The sequence below is a fragment of the Psychrobacter sp. NG254 genome, from assembly GCF_015277735.1.
In the GTDB taxonomy this organism is placed as follows: domain Bacteria; phylum Pseudomonadota; class Gammaproteobacteria; order Pseudomonadales; family Moraxellaceae; genus Psychrobacter.
In genome coordinates, this window is sequence record NZ_JADHDA010000001.1 from 214890 (window position 1) to 232562 (window position 17673).

At 43.6% G+C, this 17673-nt stretch carries 16 protein-coding genes; 13 read left to right on the top strand and 3 right to left on the bottom strand.

Annotated features, from left to right (window positions below):
- The first annotated feature begins 38 nt into the window (after positions 1–38).
- The 8 genes from tadA to IP510_RS00885 all read left to right on the top strand — a co-directional run bounded on the left by tadA (position 39) and on the right by IP510_RS00885 (position 7483).
- Positions 39–659 carry a tRNA adenosine(34) deaminase TadA gene (gene tadA, locus IP510_RS00850; protein ID WP_413786440.1) on the top strand — a complete coding sequence of 207 codons (621 nt, stop codon included), beginning with the start codon at positions 39–41 and terminating at the stop codon, positions 657–659.
- Between the two features lie 122 nt (positions 660–781).
- Entirely contained in the window at positions 782–1552 is a 771-nt protein-coding gene (cmk, locus tag IP510_RS00855) for a (d)CMP kinase (protein WP_194362915.1), read from the top strand.
- Positions 1553–1820: 268 nt separating this feature from the next.
- Positions 1821–3509 carry a 30S ribosomal protein S1 gene (rpsA, locus tag IP510_RS00860; RefSeq protein WP_194362916.1) on the top strand — a complete coding sequence of 563 codons (1689 nt, stop codon included), beginning with the start codon at positions 1821–1823 and terminating at the stop codon, positions 3507–3509.
- A gap of 308 nt (positions 3510–3817) precedes the next feature.
- Positions 3818–4123, top strand: a complete 306-nt coding sequence (locus tag IP510_RS00865; protein WP_194362917.1) for an integration host factor subunit beta — start codon at positions 3818–3820, stop codon at positions 4121–4123.
- A gap of 71 nt (positions 4124–4194) precedes the next feature.
- Complete coding sequence (locus IP510_RS00870; protein WP_194362918.1) at positions 4195–4602, top strand: lipopolysaccharide assembly protein LapA domain-containing protein; 408 nt, start codon at positions 4195–4197, stop codon at positions 4600–4602.
- 84 nt (positions 4603–4686) lie between these two features.
- Positions 4687–5388, top strand: coding sequence for an orotidine-5'-phosphate decarboxylase (gene pyrF / locus IP510_RS00875; protein ID WP_194362919.1), 702 nt, complete (start codon positions 4687–4689; stop codon positions 5386–5388).
- A 226-nt stretch (positions 5389–5614) separates the two neighbouring features.
- The gene (locus tag IP510_RS00880) at positions 5615–6412 is read left to right on the top strand and encodes a metallophosphoesterase (RefSeq protein ID WP_194362920.1); all 798 of its coding nucleotides are present in this window, start codon (positions 5615–5617) and stop codon (positions 6410–6412) included.
- Positions 6413–6646: 234 nt separating this feature from the next.
- Positions 6647–7483 carry a histidine phosphatase family protein gene (locus IP510_RS00885; protein ID WP_194362921.1) on the top strand — a complete coding sequence of 279 codons (837 nt, stop codon included), beginning with the start codon at positions 6647–6649 and terminating at the stop codon, positions 7481–7483.
- Positions 7484–7557: 74 nt separating this feature from the next.
- On the opposite strand, the gene IP510_RS00890 is transcribed toward IP510_RS00885, so the two are convergent.
- On the bottom strand, positions 7558–8700 hold the full coding sequence (locus IP510_RS00890) for an FAD binding domain-containing protein (protein WP_194362922.1): 1143 nt from the start codon (positions 8698–8700) through the stop codon (positions 7558–7560).
- Positions 8701–8837: 137 nt separating this feature from the next.
- Positions 8838–9104, bottom strand: coding sequence for a 30S ribosomal protein S20 (gene rpsT, locus IP510_RS00895; protein WP_194362923.1), 267 nt, complete (start codon positions 9102–9104; stop codon positions 8838–8840).
- A gap of 462 nt (positions 9105–9566) precedes the next feature.
- Between rpsT and IP510_RS00900 the strand changes: the two genes are divergently transcribed.
- The 5 genes from IP510_RS00900 to IP510_RS00920 all read left to right on the top strand — a co-directional run bounded on the left by IP510_RS00900 (position 9567) and on the right by IP510_RS00920 (position 17194).
- Positions 9567–10268, top strand: a complete 702-nt coding sequence (locus tag IP510_RS00900; protein WP_194362924.1) for an NAD-dependent epimerase/dehydratase family protein — start codon at positions 9567–9569, stop codon at positions 10266–10268.
- Positions 10269–10376: 108 nt separating this feature from the next.
- Positions 10377–10910, top strand: coding sequence for a ribonuclease E activity regulator RraA (gene rraA, locus IP510_RS00905; protein WP_194362925.1), 534 nt, complete (start codon positions 10377–10379; stop codon positions 10908–10910).
- 217 nt (positions 10911–11127) lie between these two features.
- Positions 11128–14775: a transcription-repair coupling factor gene (mfd, locus tag IP510_RS00910; protein ID WP_194362926.1), complete on the top strand. Its 3648-nt coding sequence runs from the start codon at positions 11128–11130 to the stop codon at positions 14773–14775.
- A gap of 196 nt (positions 14776–14971) precedes the next feature.
- The gene (locus IP510_RS00915) at positions 14972–15403 is read left to right on the top strand and encodes an HIT domain-containing protein (protein WP_045445060.1); all 432 of its coding nucleotides are present in this window, start codon (positions 14972–14974) and stop codon (positions 15401–15403) included.
- A gap of 369 nt (positions 15404–15772) precedes the next feature.
- Positions 15773–17194, top strand: a complete 1422-nt coding sequence (locus IP510_RS00920) for an adenylate/guanylate cyclase domain-containing protein (protein ID WP_194362927.1) — start codon at positions 15773–15775, stop codon at positions 17192–17194.
- Positions 17195–17333: 139 nt separating this feature from the next.
- Here IP510_RS00920 and fdx read toward each other — a convergent pair whose 3' ends face one another.
- Positions 17334–17672 (bottom strand): ISC system 2Fe-2S type ferredoxin, encoded by a 339-nt coding sequence (gene fdx / locus IP510_RS00925; protein ID WP_194362928.1) that lies wholly within the window; start codon positions 17670–17672, stop codon positions 17334–17336.
- Position 17673: the final 1 nt, after the last annotated feature.

Consider the following 17673-nt stretch of genomic DNA (forward strand, 5'->3'; position numbering starts at 1 on the left):
CGATGAATAACAAGTTAAAACCCTATTTTTTAGCAAATATGTCGTTAGCATATGATGAGGCACAGCATAATCAGGCAGCTTATTTTCAATTCAAAAATCACATGTTTTGGTCGCAACAAGACATGATATGGATGAAAATCGCACTGAAGCTTGCCAAACAAGGTGCTGAGCGTGGAGAGGTACCAGTAGGTGCTATATTGGTACATGATGAGCAAATCATTGGACAAGGTTTCAACGAGCCGATTGGGCGCCATGATGCCACGTCACATGCAGAGATAGTGGCATTAAGAGACGCCTGCAATCGTCTTAAGAACTACCGATTACCATTAGAGACAACGTTGTATGTCACGCTAGAGCCTTGCACAATGTGTATTGGCGCGCTGATACATGCTCGCGTGGATAGGCTTGTATACGCCGCTAGTGAACCACGAGCAGGTATGGTTGGCAGTCAACTGGATTTGTCCATACAGCCTTTTTATAATCACAGTATCCAAGTTCAGAAAGGGCTGTGTAGCGAGCATAGCGGTCAAATGCTAAAGGCCTTTTTTCGTGAGCGTAGACGCGCTGCAAAAAAGAACAAACAAACTGCTATTGGTTACAACACTAATCGACAAGATATCAGTCTTGGTGCTAGTGATAGCGAGGATTCTTTGCTATAATATTGCCCTGTTTGATACCTAGTGTTTTAGCGTGTGATTAAGCACTTGAAATAGCAGTAAATATTGCTGCATGGCTATGAAATAACCAGTATATAAGCACCACCTACTATTGAGCGAGTATTATGACAGTCCCTGTATCCGACAGTTCAATAATTGATAATGATGATAGCCAAAAGCCGTCAGTTCGCTATCCTGTTATTTGTATCGATGGACCCAGTGGCGCAGGCAAAGGCACGGTAACTTGGCGCTTAGCACAAGCTTTAGGTTATCAATTGCTAGACTCGGGTGCGTTATATCGTATCGTAGGACTTAAAGCATTCGAAGCGGGACTGATCACAGCGGATGCGAGTCAAGTTATTGATGAGATGGCCGTGTTGGACCTGACAAAAAGCCTAAAAATAGCTTTTGTACCGAACAATGAGTCAGGACGCGTGGACATTATTGTAAATGGTCAAACAGTTGGTGAACAGGTACGTAACGAGACGGTTGGTGGCTATGCATCACAGGTAGCGGTATTCCCGAAAGTTCGTCAAGCGTTGCTACATCTGCAACAAGATATGGCGACCTTTTCAGGATTGGTCGCTGATGGTCGTGATATGGGAACGGTTGTGTTTCCAGACGCGGATGTGAAAGTATTTTTGACCGCTAGTGCTAAAGCACGTGCAGAGCGCCGTGTGGCCCAGTTGATGCAAGCTGGCCAAACCGCAGATTTTGATGCGATTTTGACAACAATTAAAGCCCGTGATGATCGTGATGAGAACCGTAGCACCGCACCATCAAAACCGGCAGTAGATGCTCTTTGGCTTGATAGCTCTAGGCTAGATGCTGATGATGTTTATAAGCAAATCAGTCAACATTGTCAGGATAAAGGTATATTTTTTAATAACGAATAAAAACAACCTATTAAGTACTAAAAACTTGAACATAAGCTTTGATTTTAGTATAAACTAGTACAGTTAATATTTGGTATTTCACAGAGTGTAAATAGCGCTTGAGTTAAGACAGTTGTTGTTAGTGAGTTTGATAAGTTATGTGCTTATTGACAACAAACGTTTTTATATATGATTGTATGGGATATAAAACCAGTATTCTCGTTTTATACAATCATAAATTTGATCCGTACTGTGCTGGACAGGATACGGCTATACAAAGGTAGACATAATGGAATCATTTGCTGAACTATTTGAAGCGAGCATCGAAGAAACAGGTCTTGATATCGAGCGTGGCTCGGTTATCACTGGTACTGTTGTGGCCATCGATAACGACTGGATCACTGTTGATACTGGTCTGAAATCTGAAGGTATTGTCGCTCGTGAAGAGTTTTTAAGCGAAGAAGGCGAACTTGAAGTTGAAGTTGGCGATAGCGTTGATGTCGTGGTTGAAGCAGTTGATAACGGCATGGGTCAAACCTTGCTGTCACGTGAAAAAGCTAAGCGTGTTGAAACTTGGAACTTCCTTGAGAAAATTGCTGACAATGATGAAATCGTAAAAGGTATCATTTCAAGCAAAGTTAAAGGCGGTTTCACTGTAGATATCGGTTCAGTACGCGCGTTCTTACCAGGTTCATTGGTAGATGTACGTCCTATCCGTGATACGACGCATCTTGAAGGCAAAGAGCTAGAATTCAAAGTCATCAAACTTGATCAAAAACGTAACAACGTTGTTGTTAGCCGTCGTGCAGTTATGGAAGCTGAAAATTCAGCTGAGCGCGAAGAGTTATTGAATAAGCTTGAAGAAGGCATCGAGATCGAAGGTATCGTTAAGAACCTTACTGATTACGGCGCATTCGTTGACCTAGGTGGTATTGATGGTCTATTGCATATCACTGACATGGCATGGCGCCGTATCAAGCACCCATCTGAAGTAGTTGAAGTTGGTCAAGATCTTAAAGTTAAAGTATTGAAGTTTGACCGTGAGCGCAATCGCGTTAGCCTAGGTCTGAAACAACTTGGTACTGATCCTTGGGATAACGTTGGCGGCACATACCCAGTGGGTAGCGTTGTTAAAGCTCGCGTAACCAACTTGACTGATTATGGTTGTTTTGCTGAGATCTCTGAAGGCATCGAAGGTCTAGTACACGTGTCAGAGATGGATCATACCAACAAAAACATCCACCCATCTAAAGTAGTTCAAGTGGGCGATGAAGTTGAAGTGATGATTCTTGATATCGATGAAGAACGTCGTCGTATCAGCCTAGGTATCAAACAAACTCTTGCTAACCCATGGGATGAGTTTGATAAGAAACATGAGCGCGGTGATAAAATCACTGGTACGATCAAATCAATCACTGACTTCGGTATCTTTATCGGTCTAGACGGTGGTATTGATGGTCTTGTTCATCTATCTGACATCTCTTGGAACGAAACTGGCGAAGATGCTATCCGTAACTACAACAAAGGCGACACCGTTGAAGCAATGGTATTGTCTGTAGATGCAGAAGCTAACCGTATCAGCCTAGGCGTGAAGCAGTTAAGCTCTGATCCATTCAACGAATACCTAGTCAACAATGACCGTGGTGCTATCGTTACTGGTAAAGTAAAAGAAGTAGATGCTAAAGGCGCTACTATTGAGCTTGCTGACGAAGTTGAAGCATACTTACGTGCCTCTGAGATCCAACGTGACCGCGTTGAAGATGCAACTAAGCATCTGACTGTTGGTGATGACGTTGAAGCTAAAATCATCAGCGTTGATCGTAAAACACGCAGCATCAACTTGTCTATCAAATCGAAAGACGAAGCTGAAGAGCGTCAAGCAATCAAAGAACTAAGTAGCACTAGTACTACTGCCGCTGCCGGTTCTGAAGCTCAACCAAAAACTATTGGTGACTTGATCAAAGAACAAATGCAGTAAGCATTAAGTTATTGATATAAAAGTAATAAAAAAAGCGACTTCGGTCGCTTTTTTTTATCATTAAATTTTGATAACGGTATTAATCAGGGATGTTTTTGCCAAAATTGGCAAACTCTTATTCCTATTTACCCCAATATCCGCTATCATTTGCAACATTGAGTAACAAGATGTGAGTCACGGTATATTGGCAGTTTTAGTGTAATGCCAATAAATGCATAGTGTTGAAAATAGCCATCGGTAATTGGCTGTTAAAATAGGGCTCTGATTCATCATCAGTTTATCCATCAATCTACAAGGCAAGTGTAATAATGCAGCAAACGATCAACAAATCCGAATTTATTAGTAATTTAAGTGCGAACTGTGACAGTATGGCCGATACGGTTGTCGATGATGCAGTGCGTGAAATATTGAATTTGATGACTCATACTTTAGCCAATGATGGCAGAGTTGAGGTTCGTGGATTTGGCAGTTTTTGCCTACATCATCGCCGTGCTCGTCTGGGTCGTAATCCTAAGACAGGTGAAAGCGTACCAGTACCTGCCAAAGCTATTCCACATTTTAAGCCAGGCAAAGCGTTACGTGAAGCAGTCAATGATACCGTTGCCAATATTTAATATCATTGATGGCTAATATCATTGTAAGTGATGATCCTAATATTATGACTCCAAACTAAGGTAACCGTCTCATGCGCTTTTTACTATTTGTACTGCTATTTCTGAGCTTTGCTTATTCGCTTGGCTTGGTATTGGCAAACAATACCGAGGTTGGAGTTAATCTCATATTTTCACAAGCACCTACGATGAATTTGGGGCTGCTGCTCATCTTATGTCTGATACTCGGTATCGTGATTGGTATTCTAATGGCGCTACTTATCTTTCGAGTATTGCAGAATAAATGGGAAATCTCGCGTTTGCAAAAAGCAAATACGAATCTGCAAGAGCAGCTTACTCAGGCTAATGCAGTCATCGATCGTCAGGCAAGTGCATCGACGGTAGAAGATGCTGTCTATGGTGCGACTGCTACTAATGTGCAAGACAGCACAGAGACTCACTTAAATGAAGGTGGTACGCTGTCTAAGCGTAAGCGAGATTAGTAACCAGACGTCGTGATGTCACCACGCTTATCCACGCTTGAAAATATGCCACTTCGTTCACTCTGATATAAATATGGCAAAATCATGAATAATATAACAAATTCTCCAGTCATCGTGGCTTTAGATAACATGACTTTGGACGCCTCTTTAGCACTGGCTGACCAATTAGACCCAAAAGCATGCCGATTAAAAGTGGGTAAAGAGCTTTTTACGCGCTGTGGCCCCGATATTGTAAAAGCGCTACATCAGCGTAAATTTGATGTGTTTTTGGACTTGAAATTTCATGACATTCCCAATACTACCGCACAAGCAGTATTAGCGGCGGCTGAGCTTGGTGTGTGGATGGTGAATGTCCATGCAAGTGCTGGTTTAGAGGCGATGTCTTTAGCAAAGCAGCGTTTGCTAGATAATGATTTTGATACATTATTGATTGCAGTCACGGTGTTGACCTCGATGGACACTCAGGCATTGATGCAGACAGGGGTCACTGATAGTCTGGATACACAAGTCAGTCGATTAGCGCAGTTGACCAAACAAGCGGGTTTGGATGGCGTGGTATGTTCGGCTCAGGAAGCAAAGGCACTCAAAGCCCTTTGTGGTCAAGATTTTAAACTGGTGACGCCTGGCATTAGATTGGCAGACGATAGTGCTGATGATCAGAAGCGAATCTGTACACCAAGTCAGGCGCTAACGGATGGCTCCGACTATCTAGTCATCGGACGTTCAATTACTCAAGCCTCAGACCCTGCTGCCAAGCTTCAGAGGATACTTCAAAGTATACAATGAGTTATAGGCTCGACGCATAGACAGTAAAAAAGACAGCTTACATGGCTGTCTTTTTTACTTTTTGGCAGTAGATAAAAAGGTGCTACACTATTTAAATTTACGCGGTTGCTGCTATTAACTTATATTTGTATGTATTAAGTGGGCTTAGCGTGCCTCACAAAAGCAGTGCAGATATTGGTTGTTATGCGAATTTCAGTAGTGACATGATCGGATGGTATAGGATAATATGAAATTACAGATTTTGAGTGACTTACATATTGACAGTTATGCTCGTCAATCACATCCGATAGGACATATTCCTAAAACGGATGCAGATGTGGTCCTTGTAGCGGGTGATACAGCAAATAGTGATAAAGGTATGCCATGGCTACAAGAGCAAGCAGCGCGCTTGCAAGTGCCAGTGATTACGGTTGCAGGCAATCATGAATACTTTGATGAAGATGTATTGAACTTTGATCAAAAGTTGAAAACATGGGACAACTATAACACTGCGTCTAATCAAGGCGTTCGCGTATTACAGTGTCAGCATATTGATATCGGTGACGTTCGCATTTTGGGCTGTACGCTTTGGACAGATTATCAATATCATGCCAATGAAGACACGATGGCTGCTGCTCGACAGTTTATGCGTGATTATAAACAAATCTATGCCGGTAACGAGCTATTTTCACCCGAGGTTTCTATGCAGATCCATGCAACGCATCGTAAGTGGCTACAGCAAGCATTGATAACAGCCAAAGAGTTGGGCAAAAAGACCATAGTAATGAGCCATCATAGTATCAGTGCACTCTCTGTGTCTGAAAAGTACGCCAATCTACCCAGTAATGCCGCTTTCGTCAGTGATTTGTCTAAATGGATGCATGAGGACTGGGCGCCTACGCTATGGGTGCATGGACATACACATGAGGCATTTGATTACCGTATTGGTCATACTCGGGTCATTGTTAATCCTCGGGCATATCCCAATGAGGTGAGTAGTACAGCATTGGAGTTTGCGTGGGATAGAGTCGTAGATATTGGCTAGTACATGCTTTGGTGTATATAAAGAGGTTTATCTGCGAAAGGTTGAGGTATATTTCTCTTTCACACTTAAAATCACAAATACGCACTGCTAATACCACGATTGAATAATCAAATTTGCTTCAATCTGTATGGTAAGAAATGGTCTTGCAAATCAGAGATGGTATTCACAATATATATATTGCAACTGGATTTGTATGGTATTCATTCCTGACAAAAAATCTGCTAGGCTTGCAGCATGAGTAAATATCTTAGCAACATCCCGCCCCAAAGCGCCACTGACAAGCTTGCCCGTCACACGCCAAGCGCGCCTGCGCCCTCACACCTGCCAGATAGTATGATTCCATCTGTCAGTCTATTGCCAGAAAATAAACGTCTGATTTTATTTACAAGACACTCTTTACGTGAGCGCTCTGATGGCAACGGTTTTGCCAGTTATCAGTTACCACTGACCCCCAAAGGTCGAATACTGGCAAAGTCTTGGGGTCGTTGGTTGGCAGGTCATCTCCCATACTCGCTCGATGTCGATAGCATTTCAAGCCCAATTGGACGCTGTCTTGATACGGCCTATCTGATGCAGGAAGGGGCAGGGCTACGACGAGACATTACACATCAATCACTACTGGTTGAGCCTGGTAGCCTCGTCACCGAGCCTGAAATTGCCAATCCAGTGTTTAAAGAGATTGGCGTATTGAACTTTATCAATCGTTTTTTGCAAGGCAATCTTGAAGGCACCAAAAATGCCTATCAAGGTGGCCTCGATATTTTATCGCTCTTTTATCAAAATCAGCCGCAGTCAGGTCATTTAATGCTCGCGGTTAGTCACGATACCTTACTCTCTGCATTTTTGGCGGTGATGTTTGATGTGGTTGAAATTGACTGGAACGATTGGCCAAAGATGATGGAGGGCGTTTTCTTGTGGTTTGATGATAAGCCATTCGCGCAGAGCAGTGCACATTTCATTTGGCGTGGTAAGGTCTATACTCGTCCCATTAGCTCTCTCTTAGAGGACTACCAAGCAGCAGGCCATCATCCAAGCAAGTTGCTGCTGCCGCCAAAAGTGAAATGGGACTGATTTCTAGAGCGTTTTATGGTTACTATGCCTGCGTCTGACACGCTTTTTTCAACAACGTAAAATGATTCTGTCCTCTAGCCTTCTGTTCGGTTTTTGCCATAAGAAAACTGAGAGCGATCACCTGCGCTGCGACCCTGTTGCCATAACTGCATGCCGTATGATAACTGATGGCTCTCCCATGCTTGTAAGGCATTAGGAACATTATGGCTATGGTCAACGAGTGCTTGTACCAGTGACATAGCATTTGCTGCCGCTTTTGCTGTCCCCGCTGCTGTATGAGGCCGAGGAATGAAAGCGGCATCTCCTATCAGGGCTATGCTATCGAAAACCATCTGAGGCACTGCCAAGTCCAAAATAGACTGTACAAAAGGCTCTTTAGTTGCGGCGACTAATTTTTTAAAGGGCTCAGCGAGGACGCGTTCTGCATAGTCTCGCATGGCTTGTTCTACAGCAGGGGACATCATGCCTGGTGGAACAGAGTGTGTTCTATGTTTGCCTTTTTTATCCGTAAGTAGATGAGCAAGTTCCGTCTTTTCATCGTAATTCACGTACCAAACCCAGTTGAATCGGCGTTTTCCTGAAACCAGCGATTCATTTTCGCCGGGAATGACGTAGGCCAAAATATGCGAGTTTGGAAAGTCATAAAACACGAACCGTTCAGTAAATATCTCAGCCTCTTCTGGTGCTAACTCGGCTTCTTCTATCAAACCTCTGTAGGCTACGTAACCCGCATATTGAGGCTGATACGTAGGGAGAAGCTGCTGACGCACGGTTGAATTTGGTCCATCAGCGCCAATCAACAAGTCTGCAGTTTCACAAGCACCATCGGTGAAAGTAGTGGTGACTTTGGCACCTTTTGATTCTACCTGCGCCAATACTTTTCCTTGATGATAATGCTCACCTGGAAAGTGTCTTCGCATCGAGCGATAAAGGATGTTCCAAGAGGTAAGCGTCTGACGCATGGCCATTCTTTCAATTTGGCCATTTTTTTGCAGGTAATAGCGTTCAAGGGCATCGACGCCTAACTTATCTGTCGCAATACCTGCTCTTTTTAGCGCCATTACCACATCAGGTTGTAAAACAATACCGCCACCTCTACTGTCTAAATCATGAGTAGAGCGCTCGTAAATATCTACTTGCCAGCCAATAGAGCGTAGTAGCGTGCCCGAAAAAAGCCCAGCTAACGAACCACCGATCACGATTGCGCGCTTATTCATCGATTCCACTGAGCATCTTCCAGTTATTTATATACCAATAATATAGCATAAAAAAACCTTGCCCCAGTATTAGAACCGGTAGCAAGGTTTTAGTCATCACGCTGTCAAAGCGAGATGCGGTCTAAACAGTACAAATCTTAAGCTTGTAGGCCTTTGATTGTTTTGTTTAGGCGGCTCTTACGACGAGCAGCTTTATTCTTATGAATAATACCTTTGTCAGCCATACGATCAATAACTGGTACCGCTTTTTTGTAAGCTTCGGTAGCCGCGTCATAATCTTTAGCTGCGATAGCCGCATCAACACGTTTTAAGTAAGTACGAACCATAGAGCGTTGTGACGCAGAGTTCTGACGACGTTTGGTGTTTTGACGGGCGCGTTTACGAGCTTGTGCAGTATTAGCCACGCGTATCTCCTTGATAAAGACAGATAAAAGTATGAATGTTGATTGCAATAATGGGTTTAACAATCATCGGTGACGAGCAGCCTCTCGTCAAACATGATGTCGATGTCTGATATTAAAATATCTAATACGAATAGATCATCGCAAGCGCCATAACTGTTTGGAATAATTAAACAGCGTTGACGTGTAAAGCCGGTTATCTTAGCAAATTATTGAGCTAAGGACAATATATTTGATGATTAATGCCCAAAGAAATGGTTTTTTAGAATAAAAATACAGTCTAGGCAAGTTTATAAACCATTCTCACACTCATGAGAGTGGTTAGCTGATAAAATCTCTTACAATAAATCTCACATAATCCGGTAGGTTACCTACGAATTTAGGTATGATACGGTAGCGATAGACCTTGATATAGGTATTTTTTCATCAATATAGATCATCTAACGTCATATAAATGGATAGGGTATGCAGCGAAAAGCAATTGTGATTGGCGCAACAGGACTGGTGGGGCAGCACTTGGTAAAACAGCTGAGTGAGCTCTATGATACATTGATTGTGATCGCTCGGCGTCCGCCACGCTATATCAATGCCAGCATGCGTTTTTATCAGGTCAATGACTTTGATAATCTCTCCGAAGTGTTTGCAAGTGTGGGCGCGGATCGAACGACAGATGCTTTTAGCTGTCTTGGCACCACCAAAAAACAAGCAGGTAGCGATGAGACTTTTCGAAAAATAGACCATGATTACAATGTGAACTTTGCCAAGCTCTGCCGCGATAAAGGCGTAGAGAACTTTTTCTTGCTCTCTTCTATGAATGCTGACATCGACAGTCGCTTTTTGTACAATCGGGTCAAGGCTGAGACTGAGCAGTCCATTATGTCATTAGGTTTTGGAAAGCTGGTGGTTTTTAGACCCTCATTGTTGTTAGGTAAGCATAAGGGTCGCCCGCTTGAAAGCCTCGGCCAAAAAGCATTTAAGCTGATATCGCCTTTGGTCTCAGAGTCGCTGTCGTTGCATCCCATTTCTGCAAAGCGCGTGGCTAGTGCCATGGCGATGAGTGCCCATGAGATTTATCATCGGAGCAAATATCGTACTGAACCCCAAGCCATACATACCAATGTCATTGAAAATAAGCAGATGCTAGCGATGACTCGCGTCAAAAAATAAAGAATGACGTCTCACGATTTTTCATTAGCATGGGTTTCTTATCAACAGGCGACTTTTACTAATAAGCAGCGTAGCTAACCAAATCACCAACAACAAGGAGTAAAACCAATGCCAGAATCAATAAAGATGGATAGAAACACTTTTGTGACGTGTGATTTGTTAGATGCCAATCCTGAGTCGCAGGTATGTTTGCCAAATATTGAAGGCAAGTCGTTTCGTCAGTTTGGTGCAAAAAATAAATTTTTCGGTGAAATTGTGACGGTCAAATGTTTCGAGGACAATAGCCGTGTTAAGGCATTGCTGAATAGTGATGGTAAAGATAAAGACGGCAATGGTAAAGTGTTGGTTGTGGATGGTGGCGGCTCTATGCGCTGTGCATTGCTAGGCGACATGATTGCAGAATCAGCAATCGATAATGGTTGGGCGGGCGTGGTTATCTATGGTTGTGTTCGTGATGTTGATGACTTAGCACAGATGGGTATCGGCGTCATGGCGCTAGGCTGTATCCCGCGTAAGTCAAATCGACGTGATGAAGGGCAAACAGGTATCGAAATCAGTTTTGGTGACCTAACCTTAAACTCTGGTATGTTTGTTTACGCAGACAATAACGGTATTATCGCGAGTGTCAGCCCGCTCATCTAAACTTGGTTTTATGGGTACGAATAAGAAGCCTCAGCTTATAAGCTGAGGCTTTTTTATGCGGCTATCACGGTCAGCGCTTGATGGTTTCATTTAGAGCGTGTTGCCTCTTTCATAATAAATAAGCTTGCAGGTGACAAACCGTTACGGCATAAGTTTTGGTAATTGCTGAAATATTCGTATAATAGCTTTCTGACTTTTAACTTTGATCCGACTCTCTATGCCTATCACTGCTTTAACTGACGCCTTTGACCCTATTAATCAGCAACTGTTTCCTATCAAAAACGCCGAGCGGCGTTGGCTGGCACCTGTGCACGGTGCGGTCAGTAGCTTGTGGCTGGCAAGCTTGGTTCAGGCATCTAGATGGGATATTGCCGATCGACTAAAGGTGGTTGTGGCACGTGACCAAAACCAGCTCAATCAGATAGAGACAGAGTTGGCGTTTTGCGGGGTCGATGCTTATGTGTTCCCTGACTGGGAGACATTGACCTATGATGAGCTGTCTCCACATCAGGACATCGTCAGTGAGCGTATTAATCTGCTGACAGATATGCCAAGCTCAGGTGTCCTGCTCATCTCAATACAAGCGCTGATGCACCGCGTGGCGCCGCCAAGCTGGCTGATTGGGCAGCATTTTGATCTGAGTGTGGGTGATCTGTTCGATATCAGTACTCAGCGTGGACTGCTGGCTAAGGCAGGCTACCGTGCGGTTGATAATGTTTTTGAACCAGGCGAGTTTGCCGTACGTGGTAGCATCATTGATATTTTTGCCATGGGTCAGCCATTTCCGCTGCGCTTGGATCTGTTCGATGATGAGATCGAGACGATTCGTTTTTTTCATCCACAAACGCAGCGTACCTTAACCAACGATGATCTCAAAGCACTGATGTCTGGTAACGACACCAGTATGGCAAAAGAGTCACTATCGCTACTGCATAAACTGCCCGATATCTCAAAACCGATTGAACAATTTCAAATACTACCCGCTAAGGAGTTTCCGCTCGATGAAGGGCGCGAAATGTTCCGCATGAATTTTGCTGCGATGTTTCCGAATGCCAGTAGCCGTAAATTTGAATTACACAAAGATGTGATGGCAGGCATCGCCAGTAGCGGGCTTGAATACTATCAGCCGTTATTTTTTAATCTAAAAGACTGGGAGTCCGAGAGTAGTTTATTTTCCTACTTGCCTAGTGATGCGCTATTTATCACTGATGAATTGATCAATGAAAAGCAGGCTGAATATTGGTCACAGATCCAGCGTCGTTACGAAGAGCGTCGCCATGACATAGACAAACCCATTGTGGCCCCTGAGCTGTTATATCTACTGTCCAATGCACTGAATGAACAGCTAAACCAGTATCCACGAGTGATACTGAGTGCGCGTGATGAGCTTGCGATAGATAAGCAGAAGGGTTCGGTCGCACTGAGTGCACAAGAACCACCGCAATTGGCAGTGAATCATCAAAAATCTGAACCGCTAACTGAATTGTTAGAGTTTCTAGAGATACAAGCGCAAACGGCCACGCCTGTATTGATTGTTGCTGAAACGGCAGGACGCCGAGAGATTCTTATTGAGCTGTTTAAAGGTAAGATTGATATTACCGCTTATGACAGCTTTGAGGCGTTTCTATTAGCAGATAAAACAAGCACTACTCATACCAATCATTTACCTAAAGTAGGTCTGACGGTAGCACCTATCGAGCGCGGCGTTTATGTGCCTGAGCGTTTGGTATTGATCAGTGAGACACAGCTGTTTGGGCGTCAAGTGCTGCAAACGCGCCGTCGCCGTCAAAGCGGTGTGTCAGAAGAGTTTTTGGTCAAAAGTGTCACCGAGATAACAGATGGTAGTCCGGTCGTCCATATTGAGCATGGCATTGGTCGCTATAATGGTCTGATTACGCTGGATGTCGGTGATGGTGAGCAAGAGTTTATTCACTTGAAGTATTCTGACGATGCCAGTATCTATGTACCAGTGGCCAATCTACAGATGATCAGTCGCTATAGTGGCGGTGACCCAGCGTTAGCACCACTACACAAAATTGGTAGCGGTAAATGGGACAGAGCCAAACAAAAAGCGCTCGAGCAAATTCATGATGTGGCAGCAGAACTGCTAAATATGCAAGCAAGACGTGAGGCCAAAGTAGGCATTCATTTTAAAATAGATTCCTCACAATATGAGCTGTTTTCTAGTCAGTTTGCCTTTGAAGAAACCCCCGATCAGGCCCATGCCATCTATGCAGTGATGGAGGACATGAGACAAAATCAACCTATGGATCGTCTCATCTGCGGCGATGTCGGCTTTGGTAAGACTGAAGTGGCCATGCGAGCGGCTTTTATTGCGGTTAGTGCTGGCTATCAGGTCGCTGTATTGGTGCCGACGACGCTGCTTGCAGGTCAGCACGAAGACAACTTCCGTGATCGTTTTGCTGATTGGCCAGTACGTATCGAAAGTCTGTCGCGCTTTGGTGGCAAAAAACACCAGGAAACAGTCTTGGCTGATTTGGCTGCTGGTAAAGTAGATATCGTAATTGGCACCCACAAACTGCTACAACCCGATGTGAAATTCTCGAATTTAGGATTGATGATCGTCGATGAAGAGCATCGCTTCGGCGTGCGTCATAAGGAGCGTATCAAAGCCATTCAAACGGATGTGGATAGCATGTCTATGACGGCAACCCCAATCCCTAGAACGCTGAATATGGCGCTCTCAGGCATGCGTGATATGTCAATCATCGCCACGCCACCTGCCCGACGTCTTGCTATTAAAACTTTTGTGATGCAAAAAACAGAAGCTCTGATGAAAGAGGCGATCTTGCGCGAGCTATTGCGCGGCGGGCAGGTCTATCTATTGCACAATGATGTTGCGAGTATCGAGCGTATGGCAGAGACCATCCGTGAGCTTGTACCTGAGGCGCGAGTAGGCGTGGCACACGGGCAAATGCAAGAGCGCCAACTCGAACAAGTCATGCAGCAGCTTTATCATAAAAAATTCAACGTGCTCATCTGTTCTACTATCATCGAAACAGGGATTGATGTGCCCAATGCCAATACTATCATTATTGAGCGCGCGGATAAGTTCGGTCTGGCGCAGTTGCATCAGCTACGTGGCCGAGTCGGACGTAGCCATCATCAGGCCTACTGCTATCTGTTAGTGCCTTCTATCAAAGGGCTTAAAGGAGATGCCAAGCGCCGGTTACATGCGATTGAACGTGCCAATACGTTGGGTGCAGGGTTTATGCTGGCAAGTGAGGATTTAGAGATTCGCGGTGCAGGCGAGATATTAGGTAAGCAGCAAAGTGGTAATATGCAGGCCATTGGCTTTAGCTTGTACATGGATATGCTTGAGCGTGCGACTAAAGCTATCAAAGCGGGCAAAGAGCCTGATTTAAACACACCGCTATCGCTGACCAGTGAAATCAATCTACACAGCTCTGCACTCATACCAGAAGAGTATCTACATGACGTACATCAGCGTTTATTGTTTTATAAGCGCATTAGTAATACAGATGACAAAGAAGCGTTGACTGACATTCGTACGGAAATGATAGACCGTTTTGGTACACTGCCAGATCAAACCAAACAGCTCTTTGCCATTCACGGACTTCGCTTGCAGGCAGAGCCATTAAAGATCAATAAAATTGATGCCAATGGCAGTAGTATGACGCTGGAGTTTGCACCAGATACACCGGTCGACGCCTTAGCTATTATTAAGCTGATACAGTCGAATGGGCAGCATTATCGTATGAATGGCGCATCTGGTATTCGTTATCAAAATGCTGATAAACTGGCAACGCCGCAAAAGCGAGTGACCGTTATCCAAGAGCTACTGCGCTATTTTAGCGAGCATAGGGTGACAGAGTCCGCTTAATCCATTAAACGCTGAGTGTCGAGTAAAGAAGGGCATGAGATAAGTGACGTGTGTCATGCCAGTGAGGTAAGTTGTCATACAATCCGTCATGGCGCTATTTTATCAACCAGATAACTGATAAAATAGCCAAACTGCGTTTTACCCTTTTATATTTTATGTGCTTTTATTTGCATTAAACAACAAGAGAACCGTCATTATGTTCCAACTTCATCATAAACTTGCTGCTGATAGTTTTTTAGTAGGGGACTTCCCACTGTCTACTTGTCGTTTAATCAATGACTGCCAATTTCCTTGGTTAATATTAGTGCCGCGTGTTTCAGGTATCAAAGAGCTGTATGAGTTATCTGAAGCCGATCAAACGCAGTTTTTACGTGAGTCAAGCTGGCTATCGAGTCAGCTGGCCAAAACTTTTCAAGCAGATAAAATGAATGTAGCAGCCCTTGGTAATCAAGTGCCCCAGCTTCATTTTCATCATATTGTCCGCTATCAGAATGATATGCAATGGCCTAACCCAGTGTGGGGTGTTCCTGCTATCCCTTATACTAAAGAGGTGCTAGCACAGATGCAGCAGACGCTAATGATGGCGCTACGTGGTCATCATCAAATGCCTTTTGATTGGCAAATGTAGTCAGACAGTAAAAACGAGGCTTTTAGGTTTTGGTCTCATAATATGAGAGATGGCCAATTTTCGTAAGCCGATACTTACATGTAGCTGTTGCGTACAGAACAGATAAGAGAAGCCAGATACTATAGGGTATCTGGTTTTTTTATTGGGTTTTACTTTAGATAAAGCTCATAGTGAGTTATTAAGCCATAACATTGGACAAAGGGCGTTTTTTTGAGCACCAATGGTCTAGGTTTCATCTGTTTTAAAAAGTATAATATATTATTAGATATATCTTATAATGATTTGTCATAAGCGAAAATCATGTAGCTATGTTACTCTCAAGTACTATCGTCTCAGCGATAGTCTATCTAGTTTAAGTGAATCTTCCCTATGCCCTTACCAGAGACATTAAAGCTAAAAATGTTGTCAAAGGGTAATGGTATCTGCCAATTCGACTATCCAGAAGTCTTCGTTTTAATACTCACCGTTATATTACTCACGTTTCATTATGGGTTTCGTCCGACATCGATGGCATTATCGATTATCATTATTCTACCCAGTTTAATGATTTTTATTTATAACTATCGACGCAAAACCAGTTTTTGGACGTCCAATATTGTCATTATTTTACTGGCAGTAGTGATTGGTGCGATACAGTTCTGCATGGTTATATCGCTCAGTCTAGCGTCTTTAATTGCTATGCGAATCATCCTAAACAAGCCTGAAAACCATTTACGACTATTTACGGTCGCTTTAGTGACCACTATTGTCTTCTATTATGTCAGTAATATTTTGGATGCTGGTGGTATGGACTGCAATGACAGCTGGTTGCCACCTGTTATATTGCTGGCAAGCATGGCGGTTATTCTCTGTCAATTTCGCCGAACTCATAAAAAGCACACTGACTATAAAGAAAGTGCCTATCAGGCAGGCGGACGTTTGAGTACGATGGTTTCAGTCATCAATAAACTGACTCGCTTTGTACCACCCCAGGTTTGGGAGCCTATTGTCAGAGCGGATATGCCAGTTACTGTCTCTAATAAGCGTGCAAAGCTGACCATTATGTTCTCGGATATTGTGGGTTTTACGGAACTATCTGACAGCCTGAGTGCGGATAACTTGGCGGATATCTTAAACACTTATATGCACTGTATGACTATGATTGCTGACAAACATGGCGCGGTTCTGGATAAATTCATTGGTGATGGCATGGTGTGTTTCTTTGGCGAACCTGATAGCCGCGGTTCGCGTCAAGATGCACTAGATTGCGTGGCAATGGCTATAGACATGCGCCGCGAAATGCGCACACTGCGTCAAAAGTGGCGATTAATGGGCTTTGAGGGTTTGTATATACGTATCGGTATTACCACTGGCTACTGCCATGTGGGTAATTTTGGTAGCAACAATCGACTTAGTTATACACTGATTGGTAAAGAGGCTAATTTGGCTTCTAGGCTCCAATCATGCGGCGGCAAAGATGAGATATTGATCAATGAAAGCACTTATGATTATGTGTGTCATAACTATGAATGTCAGTACATTGCAGCACTTGAGTTGAAGGGCTTTGATGATAAGGTCAACGCATGGCAAGTGTTAGACCCTGATAGCCATGGAGGCTATCTCTCTAAATGGGTAGATCATACATTACCTGGATTTAACCTACATCTAAATTTCAAAGATATGAAAGATGAGGATTATCAAGATATCAGGTCACGCCTAAATGTCGCGCTTGAACGGGTTGAGAAAGAGGAAGAAAAAGTGGCTGCAAGCATCGCAGCAGAAAGCAAACGTCATAAGACTGACCAGAGATAACCGTTCAGCGGATAATAATAGCAAGTATGGCCGTGGTTGTCATGACTGACAGCTCGAATGATGATACAAAAAACGACCCGTTATTAATATTTAATAACGGGTCGTTTTTTTGTACACAAGTGAAGCATGCTAAGCGTATTTAGTGATTTTCTTTTGCATGATTGAGTGTGTATTTAGGCACTTCAATAATCAAATCTTCGTCATCGAGCATCACCTGACAAGACAGGCGTGAGTCAGGTTCTAACCCCCAAGCGCGATCAAGCAAATCTGCTTCGATGTCATCCATTTCATCTAGACTATTAAAGCCTTTGCGTACCACCACGTGACAAGTGGTACATGCTTTTGACATCTCACATGCATGCTCGATTTTGATGCCTTTTTCTAATAATGCTTTACACAAGTTTTCGCCAGCTTTTAGCTCAACTTCTGCACCCTCAGGGCAAATTTCGTGATGAGGTAGTACGGTAACCTTTGGCATA